Below are 18,009 nucleotides of genomic sequence, written 5' to 3' on the forward strand. Positions count from 1 at the left end.
GCGTAGTTAGCGGTATTTATTGTTTTTTTACCACCTAATAAGCTTTGTCTCAATCTTCACTACACAAGAAATGAGGTTTCTTATGACGCAACGTATCGCATTGGTGACCGGCGGCGGTCGTGGACTCGGTAAAAACACGGCGCTTAAGCTGGCGGGCAAAGGAATTGGTATCATCCTGACGTGGAACAGCAATGAAAAAGAAGCGCAGCAGGTTGTGGATGAAATTCGCCAATCAGGCGGTAAAGCCGCGGCATTGCCGTTGAATGTCGGGGATATTTCAACATTCCCTCAGTTTATAAAACAGATGCAGGAAACCTTACAGGCCCAGTGGCAAAGCGACACCTTTGATTATTTATTGAACAATGCCGGGGTTGGTATTAATGCGCCGTATCCGGCGTTCACCGAAGCGCAATTTGATCAACTTTTGAATATTCACTTTAAAGGTCCATTCTTCCTGACGCAGAACCTTTTACCGCTGATGAATCAAGGCGGCAGGATCCTGAATGTTTCAACCGGGCTCGCGCGCTTTGCATTGCCGGGTTACAGCGCATACGCGGCCATGAAAGGGGCGATGGAAGTGTTAACCCGTTATCAGGCAAAAGAGCTGGGAGAGCGCGGAATTACGGCCAATATTATTGCCCCCGGCGCGATAGAAACGGATTTTAGTGGTGGAAATGTGCGGGATAACGCGCAACTGAATGCGTACATTGCATCGCAAACGGCGTTGGGGCGCGTTGGTTTGCCGGATGATATCGGTGACGCGATTGCCGCATTGCTCAGCGATGAGCTGGCCTGGATGACGGCGCAGCGTATTGAGGTCTCCGGCGGGATGTTCCTGTAATCCATAGTGTCTTATTCAGCCAGATATTGGCTGAATAAGCATTTAATGCGATGTTTTATTTTGTAACACATTTGGCTGATAGTATGGATTCCTTATTTTTCGCCACAAATATAGACTGTGTTTAATTAATTTTAATTTGATGGATATAAACGTCAGAATATAAGAATTCACTTAATATGTGTCGCTATTTTTGTTCCTTTGTGTGATTCTGTTGATTGAGCTGTAACTAATCATAATTTCTGCTTCTTTCTTCTGCGGTTATCGGTAGAATGGCCCTCCGCCAAATGGTGACTTCTTATTTTACCCTATGGGTTATACCCTTCCGCGCGTTAAGGCTAATATCTTATTCAGACGGAGATAAATAATGCAGTTAATAATGTTTGACAGGCAGTCAATATTTATTCATGGAATGAATGTAAGTTTACAGCAACGTATTCCAGGAGTGGATGTTCAGGGTGTCAGTCAGGCAGATGACCTGTGGCAGAAGCTGGAAGACAACCCTGATGCGCTGGTAATGCTGGATGGCGATCTTGATGCTGAGTTCTGCCGCAGCTTGCTACAACAGATCGCGCAGCGCTATGCGGCGGCAAAAGTGCTGGTAACAGTAACGGATTGCCGTAAAAGATGGCTACAGGAGGTCACGCAATTAAACGTGCTGGCCATTGTTCCACGTGACTCTGACGCGGAAACCTTCACACTGGCGCTCAATAGTGTCGCGATGGGCATGATGTTTATCCCCAGAGACTGTATTACAGCGACTGAGAGTAGCAGACAAAATATAAAATCGCTCAGTGCGCGTCAGCGGGAGATTCTGACGATGCTGGCCGCGGGCGAATCGAATAAACAAATTGGTCGACTGTTAAATATCAGTACCGGAACGGTAAAAGCCCATCTTGAGTCGCTTTATCAGCGTCTGGAGGTAAAAAACCGTACGCAGGCGGCAATGATGTTAAACGACGCCATTTAATGGCCGCAAATTTCACAGTCAGAACACTTCTGGCTGTGAAATAGCCACAGGCCAAATTTCTGTAGCGCTAAATTGAGTTATTCCCACGCTGAATATCCACGTAATTAATGCTTCCAGTTGAAACCGATCTTTTATTTGCGGTTTTTTCTCATGTATGAATGCCTCACAGAGATGCAAATCGGCGAGCAACAGTGATTCTGCCTGCATTAGCGTAATGGGGGTATCAAAGGTTTCGTCTGCGGCAATTTCATGCCCGTAACCTATAACCCAAACCCCATTTTTATCCTGATACTTTTCCAGCGACAGGCCTTGCCATTGCTTAATAAATGCGACACAGGCGGGTGTGAAATGCGTCGAACGGAGCGGCATAATACTCTCTGAACAAAGAGATATATTTTAAGAAATCCACTCTGTTACGCCAGTTGCCATGTGGCCAGTTTTTACAGCAAAACGCCTTATGGCATTGGCGGCCGATATTCACGTTTTAACAGGCCGAAAATTCAGTCATCGCGCCATATGTGATGCAGCCGCTTCCCGCAGCGTATCTTTGTGAATGTATTCGTTCATCCTCAGTGGACGACAGATCGGGCGCGATGTTTTCAATACAGGCGCGGGCATACCTCCTGAATAATTTTCAATGATTGTGCGGAAGTCACTGTAAAACAGATTTATTTGTTATATGAATGTATTTTAGTCTACGTCGATACATATCTGCTTTTATAAAAAATAACGACATACCATTGTGAGGCCGCACGTTCCGGGTCCTTTTAGGGAAGATGATGACCAATAGCGCGTTACAAGCGACATGTACCCCCTTTGAACGTTGTCTGACTATCATTCGTCAGGCATCGGTAGAAATATTGCTGCTGTTAGGCGTGCATGTAGCAGAAGGCAAAGAGCCGCGATGGTTCCTCGAGCAGCTTGACCAGGCCAGGCTGAATCTGGGCGGTTGGGGAGCTGTCGCCAGACGGTTGCAGATGAATGACGCACAGTTGAGTCAGTTCACATTGAGGCTGCGTCATCTGCAGCAGAGCGTGCCGCAGTATGAAAATGGCCAGGACGTCAGTGAAAACCAGCTGATTTCTGCGCTGCGCTTCGTGGCGTCTCTGGAACAGTTGCGCCAGCAACAGCCCATCCTGAAGTATCAAACCGAAATTGAACGTGTGGAGCCGGATGCGCAGGTCCACGCGCAGCGTCAGCTTCGTGCAATAGAGTTAACGCTCAAATCGCTTATCGCACGAGTATGGCCGGATCAACATCCGCTCAACAGCTTCCTGAAGCAGCACTTCGGGGGTGAACGCCTGCGTCGCTGGTTAAAGCTGGGTGAAAGTCGGGATGCGCTGGACGGCATGATGTTCAGCGAGCTGGCGCTGATGGTCGTGGATAAGAAATTGTTTGTACGCCACTTTACCCAGATTTTTAACGACACCTCGGTGCTGACGCTGTTTGTCGAACCCCGTCTTACGTTGCGTATGTTCCTCGATGATTGTCGGCTGGCCCGTAACGGCGTTATTGCACAGCAGCCGCTGACCTCGGTACAACTGATGCTGCTGGAGTGTCAGTACCGACAGATTACTCACCCTGTACAACGGGCATTTGCAGAACGGCGCACGCGTGTTAATCCCGCGTCGTATCTTGAGTCTGATGAGTCGACTGTCCGTCAGTTCTGGGAAATGGCAAAGCAAAAGGATGAGCAGGCGGGGGGCGATAAACAGGAAATCGCAGACAGCATTGATCCGCCGGAGAAGCGGGCAAAGCGCACCGCGGAGGAGCGTGAACAGCTGATTTCCGGCATGTTGTGGGTCGCGGTCGGCGTGATGGTGCTGGTAATTTCGCTGGGTGCGTTCTGGTTATTCACTTCGCCAGCGCCACAGGCGTCATCCGGACAAGCCGTTGAAATCGTGCAGGAGGAGCCACGGCGTGATGCACCTTCCGCACGGGAATCTGTGACCCGAATGGGTATCACCTGGGATGCTTTTAACATGCGCGCGGCTATCGATCGCAACGATACTCGGGTGACGTCACTGTTCCTGCAAGGCGGGATGGACTGGAAGCTGGCGTGGACGGAACAAGCATTCGCTGCGGGCAATACCGAGGTGTTGCGACTGCTGCTGCGTTATCCTTCACAGATGAACGAGAGCAAACCTTGCAGACAGTTTATGAGTACGCTTAGTCATGCCATGTCGAATGGGGCGTCACTAACTTCCTTGCACAAAAGCTACCTGCAAAGTTTTTGTTCGGTTCCGGCGGTTATCGCGCGTCAGCAGTATGATCTGGAACAGGCTCAGTTGCGCGCTCGTGCAGAACCCAGCCCGGAGAATAAGAAGTGGCAAAAAATTCATACTGAACTCTACGATGCGATTAACTAACGGCCTGAGGAGTCAGGCCGTTAGTGGCTAAGGTTCGCCATACAGACCGATGAGTCGGCGCACCACGCCGTTTGTCCAGCCAAAGCCGTCCTGCAACGGATATTCTCCGCCGCCGCCTTCGCGCGGCATGCCGTCGGCAATATGGTATTTTTCGATAAGTTTGTGGTGTTCCTGGTAAAAGAGATTCACCGTTTTCAACCAGTTACGGGCTATTTCATCGCCAAGATGGTCGTCGCCATACAGTTTGAAACCTTGAATAGCCATCCATTGCAGCGGTGCCCAGCCGTTGGGTTTATCCCACTGCTCACCGGTTTCATGTTCTGTGGCTAAAATGCCCCCTGGCGTTAGCAGGCGGCTGCGTACCGCATTGGCCAGCCGGTCGGCTTGTTCATGCGTTGCCATGCCGACATACAGCGGTACGATACTGGCGGCAGAGAAGAGGGCCATTTGTTCACGTCGCCAGTCATAATCGCGATAGCAGCCGTTTTCATCATCCCATAAGTAGCGATTCACCGCATCGCGCCGGTCATTGGCTTTCTGGCGAAACAGCGATTCAGCTTCTTTATCACCTTTCAGCGCCGAAATATTGGCGATGGTGCTCTCCAGCTTGTAGAGGAATGCGTTCAGGTCAATTGGGATGAATTGTGTCGTGCGTATGCTGGCAAGGCGACCTGCATCGCGTAGCCAGCGCGAGGAGTAATCCCATCCGGAGGCCGCGCCTGCACGCAAATCGCGATACACCTCATTGGGCGGTCGCCCCGAATGCTTGGCGGTCTCGACGTCTTCAAGCCACGATTCATCGCGCGGCGTATCACGATCGTCCCAATAGCGGTTGAGCAAGGATCCGTCCGACATTCTGATTACGTGGCGGTAGGCCTGGTTGAGCACCAGCGAATCGGCGCCATCCATCCAGAACGCGTACTCCATTTTTAGATGATCAAGATAACGGCGCGCACCACGTACGCCATCCTCTTCAAACAGTTCCACCATCAGCGCAAAGACTGGCGGCTGCGAGCGGCTCAGGTAGTACGTTCGATTACCATTTGGGATGTGACCATAGTTTTCGATCATCCAGGCAAAGTTATCCGCCATACATTTCAGCAGATCTTCGCGACCGCTCTCTGCCAGACCCAGCATGGTGAAATAGGAATCCCAGTAGTAGGTTTCGCTAAAACGTCCGCCGGGCACAATATATGACTGCGGTAACGGCAGCAGAGAGGACCAGGGAATGTGGTCCTGCGGTTCGCGCGTCAGCACTGGCCATAGTTGATCGATATGCTCTTTCAGCGAATTTGCCGGGTCAGAAACGTATTCGCTGGAGGGCGTTTCCGGGAGCCAGAAATGGTTATCAACAAAGCGCTTCAGGTCAAAGTCCCGATGGCGTTTGACCTTGCGATAGCGGATCAAAATGTCCAGCGGGTCCATTTTGGGCGCACAGTCGGGGAAGGTTTTGCTATCGGCAAACAGTTTCGACGACTGAACGTGTTCGAACAGCTCAAGGTAACGATCGGCCGGGGTTAAGGCATCTGAGGCGGGCAGCCCTTCAATCATCTCCGGCTCAGGCTCTGCCTCAATCATTTCATCCAGCTTTAACTCGCACGGATCCATTTCATAAAGCAGATCGATGTCGATCGTCAGTTCTTCAGAAGGGGCGTGGGGTAGTTTCTGGTTGAGCATAATGAGAAAGACCTCCGATGGACGTTGAAATAGTAAGGCTGTTGCCCGGTCGTCAGTTAAGCGTAGACATTCGCTTCGGTATTGGCTGAGTAAAGCGTGCGGTTGATCACGTTTTAGAGTCACGCGTTATTTAAAAAATTAAACTATCTCAATGATAATAATGAATAATTCAGAATCGTACGCGACCTTAAGATATTCCATTTTCAGAACATTCGATTGCAACGAGGTGTGAACGAAACCTGCTAATGGCTTAACGCTATAATAGGCACAGGCTATTCTATTGATAGTTCTCTTCCATGTAATTGCTTGATACTTATCAAAATAGTAATCCCCTCATTTCCTATGATGGTCAAGTCTGACAAAGACTGTGCATTAATTATTCTAATTTTTCTGGGTCACAATAACTCACAACGGTGAGGGTAAAATAATGAAAATCATTACCCGTCTTACCGCGATTGCCATAGCTGGCGTCGTGATTTGTTATTTTGGATTATCCGGTTATGTGTGGTATCACGATAATCAACGGAGCAAACAGGCTGATGTTCAGGCCTCTTCGCTGGAAGCAAATAATAAAGTTTTAGGATTCTTACGCGAAAAAGGATGCGATTATTGTCACACGCCTTCGGCTGAATTACCTTTCTATTCTTCTTTTCCTGTCGCTAAGCAGTTGATGAATTACGACATTCAACTGGGATACAAATCCTTCAATCTTGAGGCCGTTCGTGCGGCGCTGGTCGCGGATAAACCCGTTTCGCAAAGCGACCTGAATAAAATTGAATGGGTGATGCAGTACGACACCATGCCACCGACGCGTTATACCGCGCTGCACTGGGCCGGTAAAGTGAGCGATGCGGAGCGCGAAGAAATTCTGGGCTGGATTGCGAAACAGCGTGAACAGTACTACGCCAGTAATGATACCGCCGCGCAGCATCGTAATGAACCCGTACAGCCAATACCAGAAAGCATCCCGACCGATGCCCGGAAGGTGGCGCTGGGCTTTACGCTTTATCACGATCCACGTATTTCCGGCGACAGCACGATCTCTTGCGCGCACTGTCATGCCCTGAATGCGGGTGGTGTGGATGGCCGGAAAACGTCAATTGGCGTAGGCGGAGCGGTTGGGCCGATCAACGCGCCAACGGTGTTTAACTCAGTCTTCAACGTGGAACAGTTCTGGGATGGTCGTGCGCCGACATTGCAGGCGCAGGCAGGTGGTCCGCCGTTGAACCCAATTGAAATGGCGTCTAAATCCTGGGATGAAATTATCCAGAAGCTGGATAAAGATCCGCTATTGAAGCAAGAATTTATTGCGGTTTATCCACAGGGGTTCAGCGGAGATAATATTACTGATGCGATTGCTGAGTTTGAGAAAACGCTGATTACGCCAAATTCGCCGTTTGATAAGTGGTTACGTGGTGATGAGGAGGCGTTAACGGCCCAGCAAAAACATGGCTATCAATTATTTAAAGAAAATAAGTGTGCGACCTGTCACGGAGGTATTATTTTAGGCGGACGCTCATTTGAACCATTAGGTTTGAAAAAGGACTTTAATTTCGGCGAAGTTACTGCCGCAGATATTGGCAGGATGAACGTGACCAATGAACTACGTGACAAACTTCGTCAGAAAGTTCCAGGATTACGTAACGTTGCGCTGACTGCGCCTTATTTCCATCGCGGTGATGTGCCAACGCTTGATGGCGCGGTTAAATTGATGCTGCGTTATCAGGTGGGTAAAGAACTGCCGCAGGAAGATATCGACGATATCGTGGCGTTCCTCGAAAGTTTGAATGGGGTTTATACGCCGTACATGCAGGGTAAATAATTATTGCCCCTATCCAGCCTGGCGCATTTTGCAGGCTGGATAATTCTCCTTTACCTGGCGGGTGTTTACCTCTGCTCGCCCACGAATATTTCCCATAATTCTTCTACCGCTCTGGACATTCTGCCTGCAGGTCGAAACAGTCGGATATCAATGGGTACCCATAACCCGCACTTCTGTGGAGCCGCTGCGGCGATCGTCCCGGCCTGAACGTCCGGAGCCGCCAGATTTTCCGGCAGCCAGGCAATGCCGTCCCCGGCTTTAACCATCGCCAGCAGCGTGGCGGCCAGATCGGCGGTGAAGGCGATGTCCATACCGCGTCGGGCATGATTCACCGGTGACGTATTCGAGAGGATCCTCCCCAGACCGGATTCTGCAGAGAAGGAGAGAAACGGAAACTTTTTGCCCCCCGTAGCCTGCCAGAGCGGCTGATGAGAGCGGGGATCGCATTTGGCGTAAGGTATTAACGTTTCTCGCCCAAGGCGGACGCTGAGATATTTCGTCTGATCAAGGTTGATGTGCATGTGAGGGTGGTAATAACACAGCAGGAACTGCGCATCCCCTTTTTCAATCATCCGTTCACAGGCGCTGAGCGTGTCTGACAGCAGGCGAAATGAGCCGAAACGGGCGATTTTTTCGTTATTACGCATCAGCGCCGGAAAAAATGAGAACGACAGGGAATGCGTTGCGGAGAAAATAACATCCGGTCGGGTATTTCCCGCCGCTTCGATGGTTTCATTTCTCAGGGTGTATAGCGCCCGGATCAGTTCGGGCACCTGAGCGACGAAAACTTCCCCCGCACGAGTCAGGCTGACGCCACGGCGGTTACGTTCAAAAATCGGCGTTCCAAGCCACTCTTCCAGCGAAACAATGCGCCGACTGAATGCGGGCTGCGTCACATATCGGGAAGCGGCTGCACGGGAGAAATTGAGTGACTGCGCCAGTGCAACGCAGTCTTCAAGCCAGGTGAGTTCCAGGTGATGCCGATTTTGCATTACAGCCAGCCTCTTTGGCATTAGATCAGTAAATGAACACTGCTTAAGATGGAGAAATACAGGACGATGGCGTCCTTAAATGCTGCCTGGATGCATTATGCCAATAATAAACCGGCATGAGTTATCACTTTTTACAGGCGCGTAAGTGCGAGCATAACTGACTAACAACCCGCCGGAGAAAACATGCGTATCCTCGATGTTGTAGAAATTACCAAACCCATCGCTTCCCCTATTCGTAACGCCTATATCGATTTCAGCAAGATGACGACCAGCCTGGTGGCCGTTGTGACTGATGTTGAGATAGAGGGCCGCCGCGTGGTGGGATACGGATTTAACTCTAATGGCCGTTACGGCCAGGGGGGATTGATCCGCGAACGCTTTCGTAACCGCATTCTGGACGCTGACCCGGAAAGTCTGCTGAATGCCGAAGGCGATAACCTGGATCCGCATAAAATCTGGGACGTCATGATGAGTAATGAAAAGCCGGGGGGGCATGGTGAGCGCTCGGTGGCTGTGGGTACGCTGGATATGGCTATCTGGGATGCCGTTGCCAAAATTGCCAATAAGCCGTTGTTCCGTCTGCTGGCTGAGATGAAGGGCGTTGAGGCGAATCCACGCGTCTTTGTCTACGCAGCGGGGGGATACTATTATCCGGGTAAAGACCTGAGCGCGCTGCGTCAGGAAATGCGGGGCTACCTGAACCGCGGGTACAACGTGGTTAAAATGAAAATCGGCGGTGCATCGTTGGAAGAAGACCGTCGCCGTATCGAAGCGGTATTGACTGAAATTGGCGACGAAGCGCGTCTTGCCGTCGATGCCAATGGCCGCTTTGATCTGGAAACCAGTATTGCCTATGCCAAAATGCTACGGGATTATCCATTGTTTTGGTACGAAGAAGCCGGCGACCCGCTGGATTATTCTCTCCAGGCCGCGCTGTCAGAATTTTACCCAGGCGCGATGGCGACAGGTGAAAATCTCTTTTCTCATCAGGATGCGCGCAACCTGCTGCGCTACGGCGGCATGCGCCCGGATCGCGACTACCTGCAATTTGACTGTGCGCTTTCCTACGGTCTGGTCGAATATCTGCGTACCCTCGACGTACTGGCGCAGTTTGGTTGGTCCCCATCACGCTGCATACCGCATGGCGGTCATCAGATGTCGCTGAACATTGCGGCGGGTCTTGGTCTCGGTGGGAATGAAAGTTATCCGGATCTGTTCCAGCCGTACGGCGGTTTCCCGGATTCAGTTAAGGTGGAAGAGGGTCATATCGTCATGCCAGAACTGCCGGGCATAGGGTTTGAAGGTAAATCTGACCTGATTAAAGAGATGCGCGCGTTGGCCGAATAGCGCTGGCGGCGGTGAGATAACGCCCCTCTGGTTGCCGGAGGGGCGCGTGTTAAGTGAATAGCGTCTACACGTGGGCAATTAGCGCATAGTACTGTAATAGTCTGTCCATTTTAATGGTATGCATCATTAACATGGGGCTATTTAAGAACCAATTTAATCACAGCGCTCGTTTCAGCGATGATGAGGCATGCGTTTAGCGAGCAGTGTTCTTTGATATGATTTCAATTATATATTCTGGCCGGGCTGATTCATAGCTTTAAGATAGTGCTCATATAATGAAATAAAGATGTTATCAATCAGTACTAACATAGAAAAGTAAATGAAATAATTTTCATATTGATAATTTTCGTTTAATAAAGTCTTTAAAGTTGGAAGGTTTTGTTGATATGAAAGAGTGTTATGAGCGACTCTGTTTCGGTGTTTATATAAATAGTCGTACATATCGACAAGATCTTTCTCACTACCCTTCCCGATGTTCTTTTTATTGATAAAAAGATTTTCTTTGTTAGCGAAATATTTTTCGGTAATATTAGACCAAAGAGACTCGTACTCAAGGTAATGCTTTTTAGCCCAAATTAATAAATTTGTGTTTTCAAAAGAACTTATTATTGCATGATTCGTGTTTTGTAATATTAGACTATTCTCTATCAAGCCGTCTTCGAATCTTAATTCACTGTTTTTTTCTATTTGTTTAACTAAATCTTTGTAAATCTCTTTTTTTTCTTGATAGTTTGAACATTCGCCAAAAGGATTCAAACTGAATCTTTGATATCTATATTCATAATCATTCGTGGCAAGTTCCCAGCAGATGCATTTCATTTTTTGTTCTTGAGCGCCTGTCATCTTAAGTAAAGTTGACTGCATTACATAATCACATAACGGATAGGTCTCTACACCTGAACCTATACCAATACATGCAGAGGTTACATCTACGAGTATATCTTCTATAGGGGATAATATAAATTTATTATGATTCATTGGTTGTATATACCCCATAGATAGCAATAGAATCTGATATTCTCTTTCTAAGATGGCCTAAGTTGTTAGGGCTTTTTAAATGAGAACTGTCCAACTTATATTCGGCTATTTTATTTTCCAACTTTTCAAGTATACTCTCCTTTTTTGATGTATCAATCTGTTTCTTTTCGAAAAGAATGTGATAAATAATACCAAAAAGGTAAGTATCCAGTTCAATAATGGATGTGTATTTTTTCAGTAAATCCATCTCAGTCAACGTTTTTTCTAGATTATCTAAGTGAACTTTATATTTTTTATCTGGAAAAACACTCAAGAAACTTCCAAATATATCGGAATCCTTCCCGTTTATTGCAAAGAAAATATATTCTTCGTATAGCTTCTCCATTTTCTGCTTGTAGCCACGAGCTATCTTCCAACTATCTCCATCAATATAATATTGTGATAAAAGTGCTAGATATCGAATGAAATCGGCTTTTGATTCACTACTAATAAGCTTGATTATAATTTTTTTAGAAAAATCAGGATCAAATAACCCAACCAATTCTTGGTCTAGAAAGTATAAAGAAGCTCTACTTTCTTGTGGTAATAACGGTTCACCTTGAATATTTATGTTTCTAAATACTGATGAGTAATAACTTTGTTGTGTCTTTTCATCCGATGTTTGAGGAACTAAGTATGAAAACCCAAGGAAATTACTATCTAAGAACTCATCAGTTATGTTCAGATTAGTGTGTTTATAGTTTCCTGGCTGAATGTTACGTAAAATCTCTACTTTGGTTGTTCCCTTTTCAACTAAACTTTTGAAGTTCCACTCTAGAATGTTGTCATAAAGTTCGTCGTTATTGTCATCATCGTTATCGTTGGCAAAAGAATCAACTTTTAATTTATAATTTGCGGCATCAGGGTAGAGACCTAAATATGCCAGTAAAATACTTGTTACCCTCTGTTGGCCATCTAATAGTAAGTTTTTATTACTGTCTCTAAATTTGAAGGCGCCAATAGTTACAGGAGGAACAAACTGCTTTTTTGTAAATGTTTCAATGAGCGTTTCGACCTTCTTCTCATTCCAAACGAAATAACGTTGATAGTCAGGTAAAACAATATTTTTCTTTAACACTAAGTCAATCCAGTGACGTAGTGAGTATTCTCCGTAATATACTCTATTTTCCATTTTCACTAACTCCCAGTTTTTCAATGATTTTCTAATCTTTCCCTGTAATGGTCAACTAAAATTGATCACTTCTTTGGAGTGCTAGAAACTCGCTTTGATATTATCTAACATTATGATTTAGTGAATGTTTTCTTTCTTGTGATCACCGCCATTATGACTGGTGACAAGGGTAGATAAGGTGTTCAGGCACACGAAGATACCAACCAAAGCTGGTTTAAGCAATATGACGAAATCAGAGCTTAAATTTGCCAAAGAGAAAGATATCTTCCTGGCTACTAGCACTACTGAATCTCGTTATCGATGAGCTTGCGCTAGTGAGATTTGCGGCATAAACGCGTTAGAAGAGGCAGTATATCGATGAGTTAAATAAAGGCCAGGGAACGATGCTCTGGCCTCTCAGCTCTTCTACAGTACGAACGCGTGTAGGTGGGTTTTTGACATTAACCCCTCATGGTGACGAATTCTTCGGCCGCCGTCGGGTGAATCGCAACGGTGTTATCGAAGTCTTTCTTAGTCGCGCCCATTTTCAGCGCCACCGCGAAGCCTTGCAGCATTTCGTCCATGCCAAAACCGATACCATGAATACCAACAATCTTCTCTTCCGGACCCACGCAAACCAGCTTCATGCGGCACGGCTGGCGGTGTGAAGTCACGGCAGTGTACATCGCGGTAAACGAGGATTTATACACTTTCACCTGGTCATCGCCGTGCTGTTCGCGAGCCTGCTGCTCGGTCAAGCCCACGGTGCCAATCGGCGGGTGGCTGAAGACCACGGTCGGGATGTTGTTGTAGTCCAGATGCTCGTCCGGCTTGTTGTTAAACAGACGCTCGGACAGACGACGGCCCGCGGCAACGGCAACCGGCGTCAGCTCAACGGCACCGGTGTTATCGCCAACGGCATAAATCTCCGGTACGCTGGTGTTTTGGTATTTATCAACGACGATGTAGCCTTTTTCGTTGGTTTTCACGCCAGTAACGGCTAGGTTAAAGTTATCGGTGGCTGGTTCACGACCGATCGCCCAAATCAGGCAATCCACCGTTTCGCTACGGCCATCTTCCAGTTGCAGAGTCAGACTGCCGTCGGCGTTTTTAATGACCGCTTGCGGAATCGCATGAGTATGCAGGGTTGGACCTTCGGTGTTCATCACCTCGACCAGCGTCTCGACGATCATCGGATCAAAGCTGCGCAGCGGCGCGTGTTTACGCACGAACAGGTGAGTTTCTGCGCCCAGGCCGTTAATTACGCCTGCCAGTTCAACGGCGATGTAGCCTGCGCCAACAACGGCTACACGTTTTGGCAGCGCTGGCAGCTCAAAGAAACCATCGGAGTCGATACCGTATTCCACGCCTGGAATATTCGGATGGCTCGGGCGTCCGCCGGTGGCGATCAAAATATGATCGGCAGTAATGGTTTCACCGTTCACTTCAATGGTTTTGGCATCAACGAAGCGGGCAAAGCCTTTAATCACATCAACGTTATTTTTACCCAGCACGTTGTCGTACGAAGTATGAATGCGATCGATATAGGCGGTACGGCTGGCGATCAGTTTATCCCAGTCGAACTTATTAATGGTGGTATCGAAACCGTAATCCGGGCCGTACATATGAATCGCTTCACGGATTTGTGCGGCATGCCACATCACTTTTTTCGGTACGCAGCCAACGTTAACGCAGGTGCCACCTAACTCTTTGGCTTCAATCAGTGCGCATTTCTGGCCGTACATTGCCGCACGGTTAATGGAGGCAATACCGCCGCTGCCGCCGCCAATAGCGATGTAATCATAGTGCTTGGTCATGACCGCTCCTTCATGTTCATTGTAGGGCGGAGAAGCGTTACGCCATCCGCCAAAATATTCGCGATTGTATACCTGAAATTAAAAGGTTCCACCGATGGCTGCGATTACTCCGGCACGATCCAGCTTACGGAAGTGTGTCCGGTTCCAGCGGGAACCAGCTTGCTATGTAGCCACGGCAGGACGTTGTTCATCTGCTGCTCCAGCTTCCACGGCGGGTTAATCACAATCATGCCGGACGCCGTCATGCCGCGCTGATCGCTGTCCGGGCGCACCGCCAGCTCAATTTGCAGAATTTTGCGGATACCAGTGTCTTCCAGATCGTGGATCATGCGCTTGATTTGCTGGCGCAGGACCACCGGATACCACAGCGCATAGGTGCCCGTTGCGAAGCGCTTGTAGCCTTCGTTAATGCCGGACACTACCGCCTGGTAGTCGGTTTTGATTTCGTATGGCGGATCGATAAGGATCAGACCGCGGCGGGAAACCGGCGGTAATTTTGCTTTTAGCTGCTGATAACCGTCGGCTTTGGCTACGCGTGCGCGTTCATCTTTTTGAAATTCGCCGCGCAGCAAAGGAAAGTCACTCGGGTGCAGCTCGGTTAATTGCAGGCTGTCCTGTTCGCGCAGCAGCTGACGTGCAATTAACGGGGAGCCTGGGTAGTAGCGCAACTGGCCGCTACGGTTGAAATGCTGCACCACGGAAATATAGGGTTCAAGTTCAGCAGGCAAATCGTCCTGCTGCCAGATACGGGCAATACCTTCCAGGTATTCACCGGTACGTTCGGCATGCTCACTGCTCAGCTGATAACGGCCTGCGCCAGCATGGGTGTCCAGATAGAGAAACGGTTTTTCTTTCTCTTTGAGCGATTCAATGATCAGGCTCTGAACGGTGTGTTTAAGGACGTCGGCGTGGTTGCCTGCGTGATAACTGTGGCGATAGCTGAGCATGGGTAATGAAATTCCGCTGAAATGACGATTTTCGACAGTTTACAGCAGATCGGCACAGATTACCCGTAGGCCCGGTAAGCGTAGCACCACCGGGCGTCTTTCCGTCACGGTGAGCATTGAAATCCTCTACACTTAACCCCATTGTACAAATTAATATGCACAGCGCCGGATACGCGCTTCATTCACTCTTTTCAACAGGACCGCGCTAATGACCAATCCATTGCTGACTCCCTTCGAACTGCCGCCGTTTTCTAAAATTCAGCCCGAACATGTTGTGCCAGCCGTTACTAAGGCGCTGAACGATTGTCGCGAAAACGTTGGGCGAGTCGTTGCGCAGGGCGCGCCGTACACTTGGGAAAATCTCTGCCAGCCGCTTGCGGAAGTAGACGATGTGCTGGGGCGTATTTTCTCTCCGGTCAGCCACCTGAACTCGGTGAAAAACAGCCCGGAACTGCGTGAAGCCTACGAGCAGACGCTGCCGCTGCTCTCCGAGTACAGCACCTGGGTTGGGCAACATGAAGGTCTGTACAAAGCGTACCGCGACCTGCGTGATGGCGACCATTACGCCACCCTGAACACTGCACAGAAAAAAGCGGTCGATAACGCGCTGCGCGATTTTGAACTGTCCGGTATCGGCCTGCCGAAAGAGAAACAACAGCGCTACGGCGAAATCGCCACCCGTTTGTCTGAGCTGGGTAACCAGTACAGCAACAACGTGCTCGATGCCACCATGGGCTGGACCAGGCTGGTGACCGACGAAGCGGAGCTTGCCGGAATGCCGGAAAGCGCCCTGGCGGCGGCGAAAGCCCAGGCTGAAGCCAAAGAGCAGGAAGGCTACCTGCTGACCCTGGATATCCCAAGCTACCTGCCGGTAATGACCTACTGCGACAACCAGGCTCTGCGTGAAGAGCTGTATCGCGCCTACTCCACCCGCGCCTCCGATCAGGGGCCGAACGCGGGCAAGTGGGACAACACCCCGGTAATGGAAGAGATCCTCGCGCTGCGTCACGAACTGGCACAACTGCTGGGCTTCGAAAGCTACGCCTTTAAATCTCTGGCCACCAAAATGGCGGAAAACCCGCAGCAGGTGCTCGACTTCCTGACCGATCTGGCCAAACGCGCCCGTCCGCAGGGTGAAAAAGAGCTGGCCCAGCTGCGTGCCTTTGCCAAAGCAGAATTTGGCGTTGATGAGCTGCAGCCGTGGGATATCGCTTACTACAGCGAGAAACAAAAACAGCATCTGTACAGCATCAGTGACGAACAGCTGCGCCCGTACTTCCCGGAAAACAAAGCCGTTAACGGCCTGTTTGAAGTGGTGAAACGTATTTACGGCATTACCGCCAAAGAGCGTACCGACGTTGACGTCTGGAACCCGGAAGTGCGCTTCTTCGAACTGTATGATGAAAGCAACGAACTGCGCGGCAGCTTCTACCTTGACCTGTACGCCCGTGAACACAAACGCGGCGGGGCGTGGATGGACGACTGCGTTGGCCAGATGCGTAAAACCGACGGCACGCTGCAAAAACCGGTCGCCTATCTGACCTGTAACTTTAACCGTCCGGTGAACGGCAAACCGGCGCTGTTTACCCACGACGAAGTGATCACCCTGTTCCACGAGTTCGGTCACGGCCTGCACCATATGCTGACCCGCATCGAAACCGCCGGGGTGTCCGGTATTAACGGCGTGCCGTGGGATGCGGTCGAACTGCCAAGTCAGTTTATGGAAAACTGGTGCTGGGAGCCGGAAGCGCTGGCGTTTATCTCCGGTCACTATGAGACCGGCGAACCGCTGCCGAAGGAACTGCTGGATAAAATGCTGGCGGCGAAAAACTACCAGGCCGCGCTGTTTATTCTGCGTCAGCTGGAGTTCGGCCTGTTCGACTTCCGCCTGCACGCGCAGTACAACCCGGAGCAGGGGGCGAAGGTCCTTGAGACGCTGGCCGAAATTAAGAAACAGGTCGCCGTGGTGCCTGGCCCAACCTGGGGCCGCTTCCCGCACGCCTTCAGCCACATTTTTGCCGGTGGCTATGCGGCGGGATACTACAGCTACCTGTGGGCCGACGTGCTGGCGGCAGACGCATTCTCCCGCTTCGAAGAAGAAGGCATCTTCAACCGCGAAACCGGTCAGTCATTCCTCGATAGCATCCTGACCCGTGGTGGTTCGGAAGAGCCGATGACGCTGTTCAAACGCTTCCGCGGCCGTGAACCTCAGCTCGATGCCATGCTGGCGCATTACGGCATCAAGGGCTGATTGTTCGCGTGAAAATTTGTTTATTGGATGAAACGGGCGCCGGAGACGGCGCCTTATCTGTTCTGGCCGCCCGCTGGGGGCTGGAGCATGATGAAGACAACCTGATGGCGCTGGTGATGACGCCGGAACATCTGGAATTGCGCAAGCGAGACGAACCGAAACTCGGCGGCATCTTCGTCGATTTTGTCGGCGGTGCCATGGCGCACCGACGTAAATTCGGCGGCGGTCGTGGTGAAGCGGTGGCGAAAGCCGTCGGCATCAAAGGCGATTATCTGCCGGACGTGGTTGATGCCACCGCCGGGCTGGGGCGCGATGCGTTTGTGCTGGCCTCCGTCGGCTGCCGTGTGCGGATGCTGGAACGCAATCCGGTGGTCGCCGCGTTACTCGATGACGGCCTGGCGCGCGGCTATGCCGATGCGGAAATTGGCCCGTGGTTGCAGGAACGTTTACAGCTGATTCACGCCTCAAGCCTGACGGCGTTAACCGATATTACCCCACGCCCACAGGTGGTCTATCTCGACCCGATGTTCCCGCACAAGCAGAAAAGCGCGCTGGTGAAAAAAGAGATGCGCGTGTTTCAGTCGCTGGTGGGGCCGGATCTGGATGCTGACGGTTTGCTGGAACCGGCGCGTCAGTTGGCAACCAAACGTGTGGTGGTGAAGCGCCCGGACTACGCGCCGCCGCTGGCTGACGTGGCCACGCCTAACGCGGTGGTGACCAAAGGGCATCGGTTTGATATTTATGCCGGAACCCCTCTGACGGAGTAACGGATTGCCCGATGGCGCTACACTAGCTTATCGGGCCTACTATTCTCAATTATTTGTAGGCCGGATAAGGCGGTAGCCGCATCC

14 protein-coding genes are annotated in these 18,009 nt (G+C 50.0%); 7 read left to right on the top strand and 7 right to left on the bottom strand.

The annotated features are described in order from the left end of the window. Positions 1-82: 82 nt before the first annotated feature. Together FDX04_RS01385 and FDX04_RS01390 are read left to right on the top strand one after the other, a co-directional pair. The gene (locus tag FDX04_RS01385; RefSeq protein ID WP_137361637.1) at positions 83-841 is read left to right on the top strand and encodes an SDR family NAD(P)-dependent oxidoreductase; all 759 of its coding nucleotides are present in this window, start codon (positions 83-85) and stop codon (positions 839-841) included. Positions 842-1,205: 364 nt separating this feature from the next. Then, a complete protein-coding gene (locus FDX04_RS01390) occupies positions 1,206-1,808 on the top strand; it encodes a response regulator transcription factor (RefSeq protein ID WP_137370354.1) in 603 nt (200 codons plus the stop codon). An 18-nt stretch (positions 1,809-1,826) separates the two neighbouring features. On the opposite strand, the gene FDX04_RS01395 is transcribed toward FDX04_RS01390, so the two are convergent. Next, positions 1,827-2,177 carry a glycoside hydrolase family protein gene (locus FDX04_RS01395; RefSeq protein ID WP_137361635.1) on the bottom strand — a complete coding sequence of 117 codons (351 nt, stop codon included), beginning with the start codon at positions 2,175-2,177 and terminating at the stop codon, positions 1,827-1,829. 410 nt (positions 2,178-2,587) lie between these two features. Here FDX04_RS01395 and FDX04_RS01400 point away from each other — a divergent pair, with 410 nt between their 5' ends. Beyond that, complete coding sequence (locus FDX04_RS01400) at positions 2,588-4,177, top strand: STY4199 family HEPN domain-containing protein (RefSeq protein WP_137370403.1); 1,590 nt, start codon at positions 2,588-2,590, stop codon at positions 4,175-4,177. 27 nt (positions 4,178-4,204) lie between these two features. Here FDX04_RS01400 and FDX04_RS01405 read toward each other — a convergent pair whose 3' ends face one another. Continuing rightward, complete coding sequence (locus FDX04_RS01405; protein ID WP_137370355.1) at positions 4,205-5,854, bottom strand: alpha,alpha-trehalase; 1,650 nt, start codon at positions 5,852-5,854, stop codon at positions 4,205-4,207. 427 nt (positions 5,855-6,281) lie between these two features. Here FDX04_RS01405 and FDX04_RS01410 point away from each other — a divergent pair, with 427 nt between their 5' ends. Beyond that, positions 6,282-7,676 carry a cytochrome-c peroxidase gene (locus FDX04_RS01410; protein WP_042311765.1) on the top strand — a complete coding sequence of 465 codons (1,395 nt, stop codon included), beginning with the start codon at positions 6,282-6,284 and terminating at the stop codon, positions 7,674-7,676. 65 nt (positions 7,677-7,741) lie between these two features. On the opposite strand, the gene FDX04_RS01415 is transcribed toward FDX04_RS01410, so the two are convergent. Beyond that, on the bottom strand, positions 7,742-8,668 hold the full coding sequence (locus FDX04_RS01415; protein ID WP_137370356.1) for a LysR family transcriptional regulator: 927 nt from the start codon (positions 8,666-8,668) through the stop codon (positions 7,742-7,744). Positions 8,669-8,851: 183 nt separating this feature from the next. On the opposite strand from FDX04_RS01415, the gene FDX04_RS01420 reads away from it, so the two are divergent. Beyond that, positions 8,852-10,015 carry a mandelate racemase/muconate lactonizing enzyme family protein gene (locus FDX04_RS01420; RefSeq protein ID WP_085049058.1) on the top strand — a complete coding sequence of 388 codons (1,164 nt, stop codon included), beginning with the start codon at positions 8,852-8,854 and terminating at the stop codon, positions 10,013-10,015. Positions 10,016-10,240: 225 nt separating this feature from the next. On the opposite strand, the gene FDX04_RS01425 is transcribed toward FDX04_RS01420, so the two are convergent. The 4 genes from FDX04_RS01425 to FDX04_RS01440 form a co-directional block, all read right to left on the bottom strand. Continuing rightward, positions 10,241-10,993 carry a hypothetical protein gene (locus tag FDX04_RS01425; protein WP_212734313.1) on the bottom strand — a complete coding sequence of 251 codons (753 nt, stop codon included), beginning with the start codon at positions 10,991-10,993 and terminating at the stop codon, positions 10,241-10,243. Beyond that, a complete protein-coding gene (locus FDX04_RS01430; RefSeq protein WP_137370358.1) occupies positions 10,983-12,164 on the bottom strand; it encodes a DUF262 domain-containing protein in 1,182 nt (393 codons plus the stop codon). The genes FDX04_RS01425 and FDX04_RS01430 overlap by 11 nt, the downstream gene beginning before the upstream one ends. Positions 12,165-12,604: 440 nt before the next feature. Further along, a complete protein-coding gene (gene gorA, locus FDX04_RS01435) occupies positions 12,605-13,960 on the bottom strand; it encodes a glutathione-disulfide reductase (protein WP_137361628.1) in 1,356 nt (451 codons plus the stop codon). 104 nt (positions 13,961-14,064) lie between these two features. Then, positions 14,065-14,907, bottom strand: a complete 843-nt coding sequence (locus FDX04_RS01440) for a 23S rRNA (adenine(2030)-N(6))-methyltransferase RlmJ (RefSeq protein WP_061380963.1) — start codon at positions 14,905-14,907, stop codon at positions 14,065-14,067. Positions 14,908-15,115: 208 nt separating this feature from the next. On the opposite strand from FDX04_RS01440, the gene prlC reads away from it, so the two are divergent. Together prlC and rsmJ are read left to right on the top strand one after the other, a co-directional pair. After that, positions 15,116-17,158 (top strand): oligopeptidase A, encoded by a 2,043-nt coding sequence (gene prlC / locus FDX04_RS01445; protein ID WP_137370359.1) that lies wholly within the window; start codon positions 15,116-15,118, stop codon positions 17,156-17,158. 8 nt (positions 17,159-17,166) lie between these two features. Next, positions 17,167-17,925 carry a 16S rRNA (guanine(1516)-N(2))-methyltransferase RsmJ gene (gene rsmJ / locus FDX04_RS01450; protein ID WP_061380965.1) on the top strand — a complete coding sequence of 253 codons (759 nt, stop codon included), beginning with the start codon at positions 17,167-17,169 and terminating at the stop codon, positions 17,923-17,925. The last annotated feature ends 84 nt before the right edge of the window (positions 17,926-18,009 follow it).

This window comes from Citrobacter sp. wls615, assembly GCF_005281355.1.
GTDB classification, from domain to species: Bacteria; Pseudomonadota; Gammaproteobacteria; order Enterobacterales; family Enterobacteriaceae; genus Citrobacter; species Citrobacter werkmanii.

What these genes read in the sequence shown, in the direction of transcription:
- FDX04_RS01425 (WP_212734313.1), bottom strand. Translation starts at nt 10,993, where the DNA reads ATGAATCATAATAAATTTATATTATCCCCTATAGAAGATATACTCGTA.
- FDX04_RS01400 (WP_137370403.1), top strand. Translation starts at nt 2,588, where the DNA reads ATGACCAATAGCGCGTTACAAGCGACATGTACCCCCTTTGAACGTTGT.
- FDX04_RS01385 (WP_137361637.1), top strand. Translation starts at nt 83, where the DNA reads ATGACGCAACGTATCGCATTGGTGACCGGCGGCGGTCGTGGACTCGGT.
- FDX04_RS01415 (WP_137370356.1), bottom strand. Translation starts at nt 8,668, where the DNA reads ATGCAAAATCGGCATCACCTGGAACTCACCTGGCTTGAAGACTGCGTT.
- FDX04_RS01430 (WP_137370358.1), bottom strand. Translation starts at nt 12,164, where the DNA reads ATGGAAAATAGAGTATATTACGGAGAATACTCACTACGTCACTGGATT.
- FDX04_RS01395 (WP_137361635.1), bottom strand. Translation starts at nt 2,177, where the DNA reads ATGCCGCTCCGTTCGACGCATTTCACACCCGCCTGTGTCGCATTTATT.
- prlC (WP_137370359.1), top strand. Translation starts at nt 15,116, where the DNA reads ATGACCAATCCATTGCTGACTCCCTTCGAACTGCCGCCGTTTTCTAAA.
- FDX04_RS01390 (WP_137370354.1), top strand. Translation starts at nt 1,206, where the DNA reads ATGCAGTTAATAATGTTTGACAGGCAGTCAATATTTATTCATGGAATG.
- FDX04_RS01405 (WP_137370355.1), bottom strand. Translation starts at nt 5,854, where the DNA reads ATGCTCAACCAGAAACTACCCCACGCCCCTTCTGAAGAACTGACGATC.
- gorA (WP_137361628.1), bottom strand. Translation starts at nt 13,960, where the DNA reads ATGACCAAGCACTATGATTACATCGCTATTGGCGGCGGCAGCGGCGGT.
- FDX04_RS01410 (WP_042311765.1), top strand. Translation starts at nt 6,282, where the DNA reads ATGAAAATCATTACCCGTCTTACCGCGATTGCCATAGCTGGCGTCGTG.
- FDX04_RS01440 (WP_061380963.1), bottom strand. Translation starts at nt 14,907, where the DNA reads ATGCTCAGCTATCGCCACAGTTATCACGCAGGCAACCACGCCGACGTC.
- FDX04_RS01420 (WP_085049058.1), top strand. Translation starts at nt 8,852, where the DNA reads ATGCGTATCCTCGATGTTGTAGAAATTACCAAACCCATCGCTTCCCCT.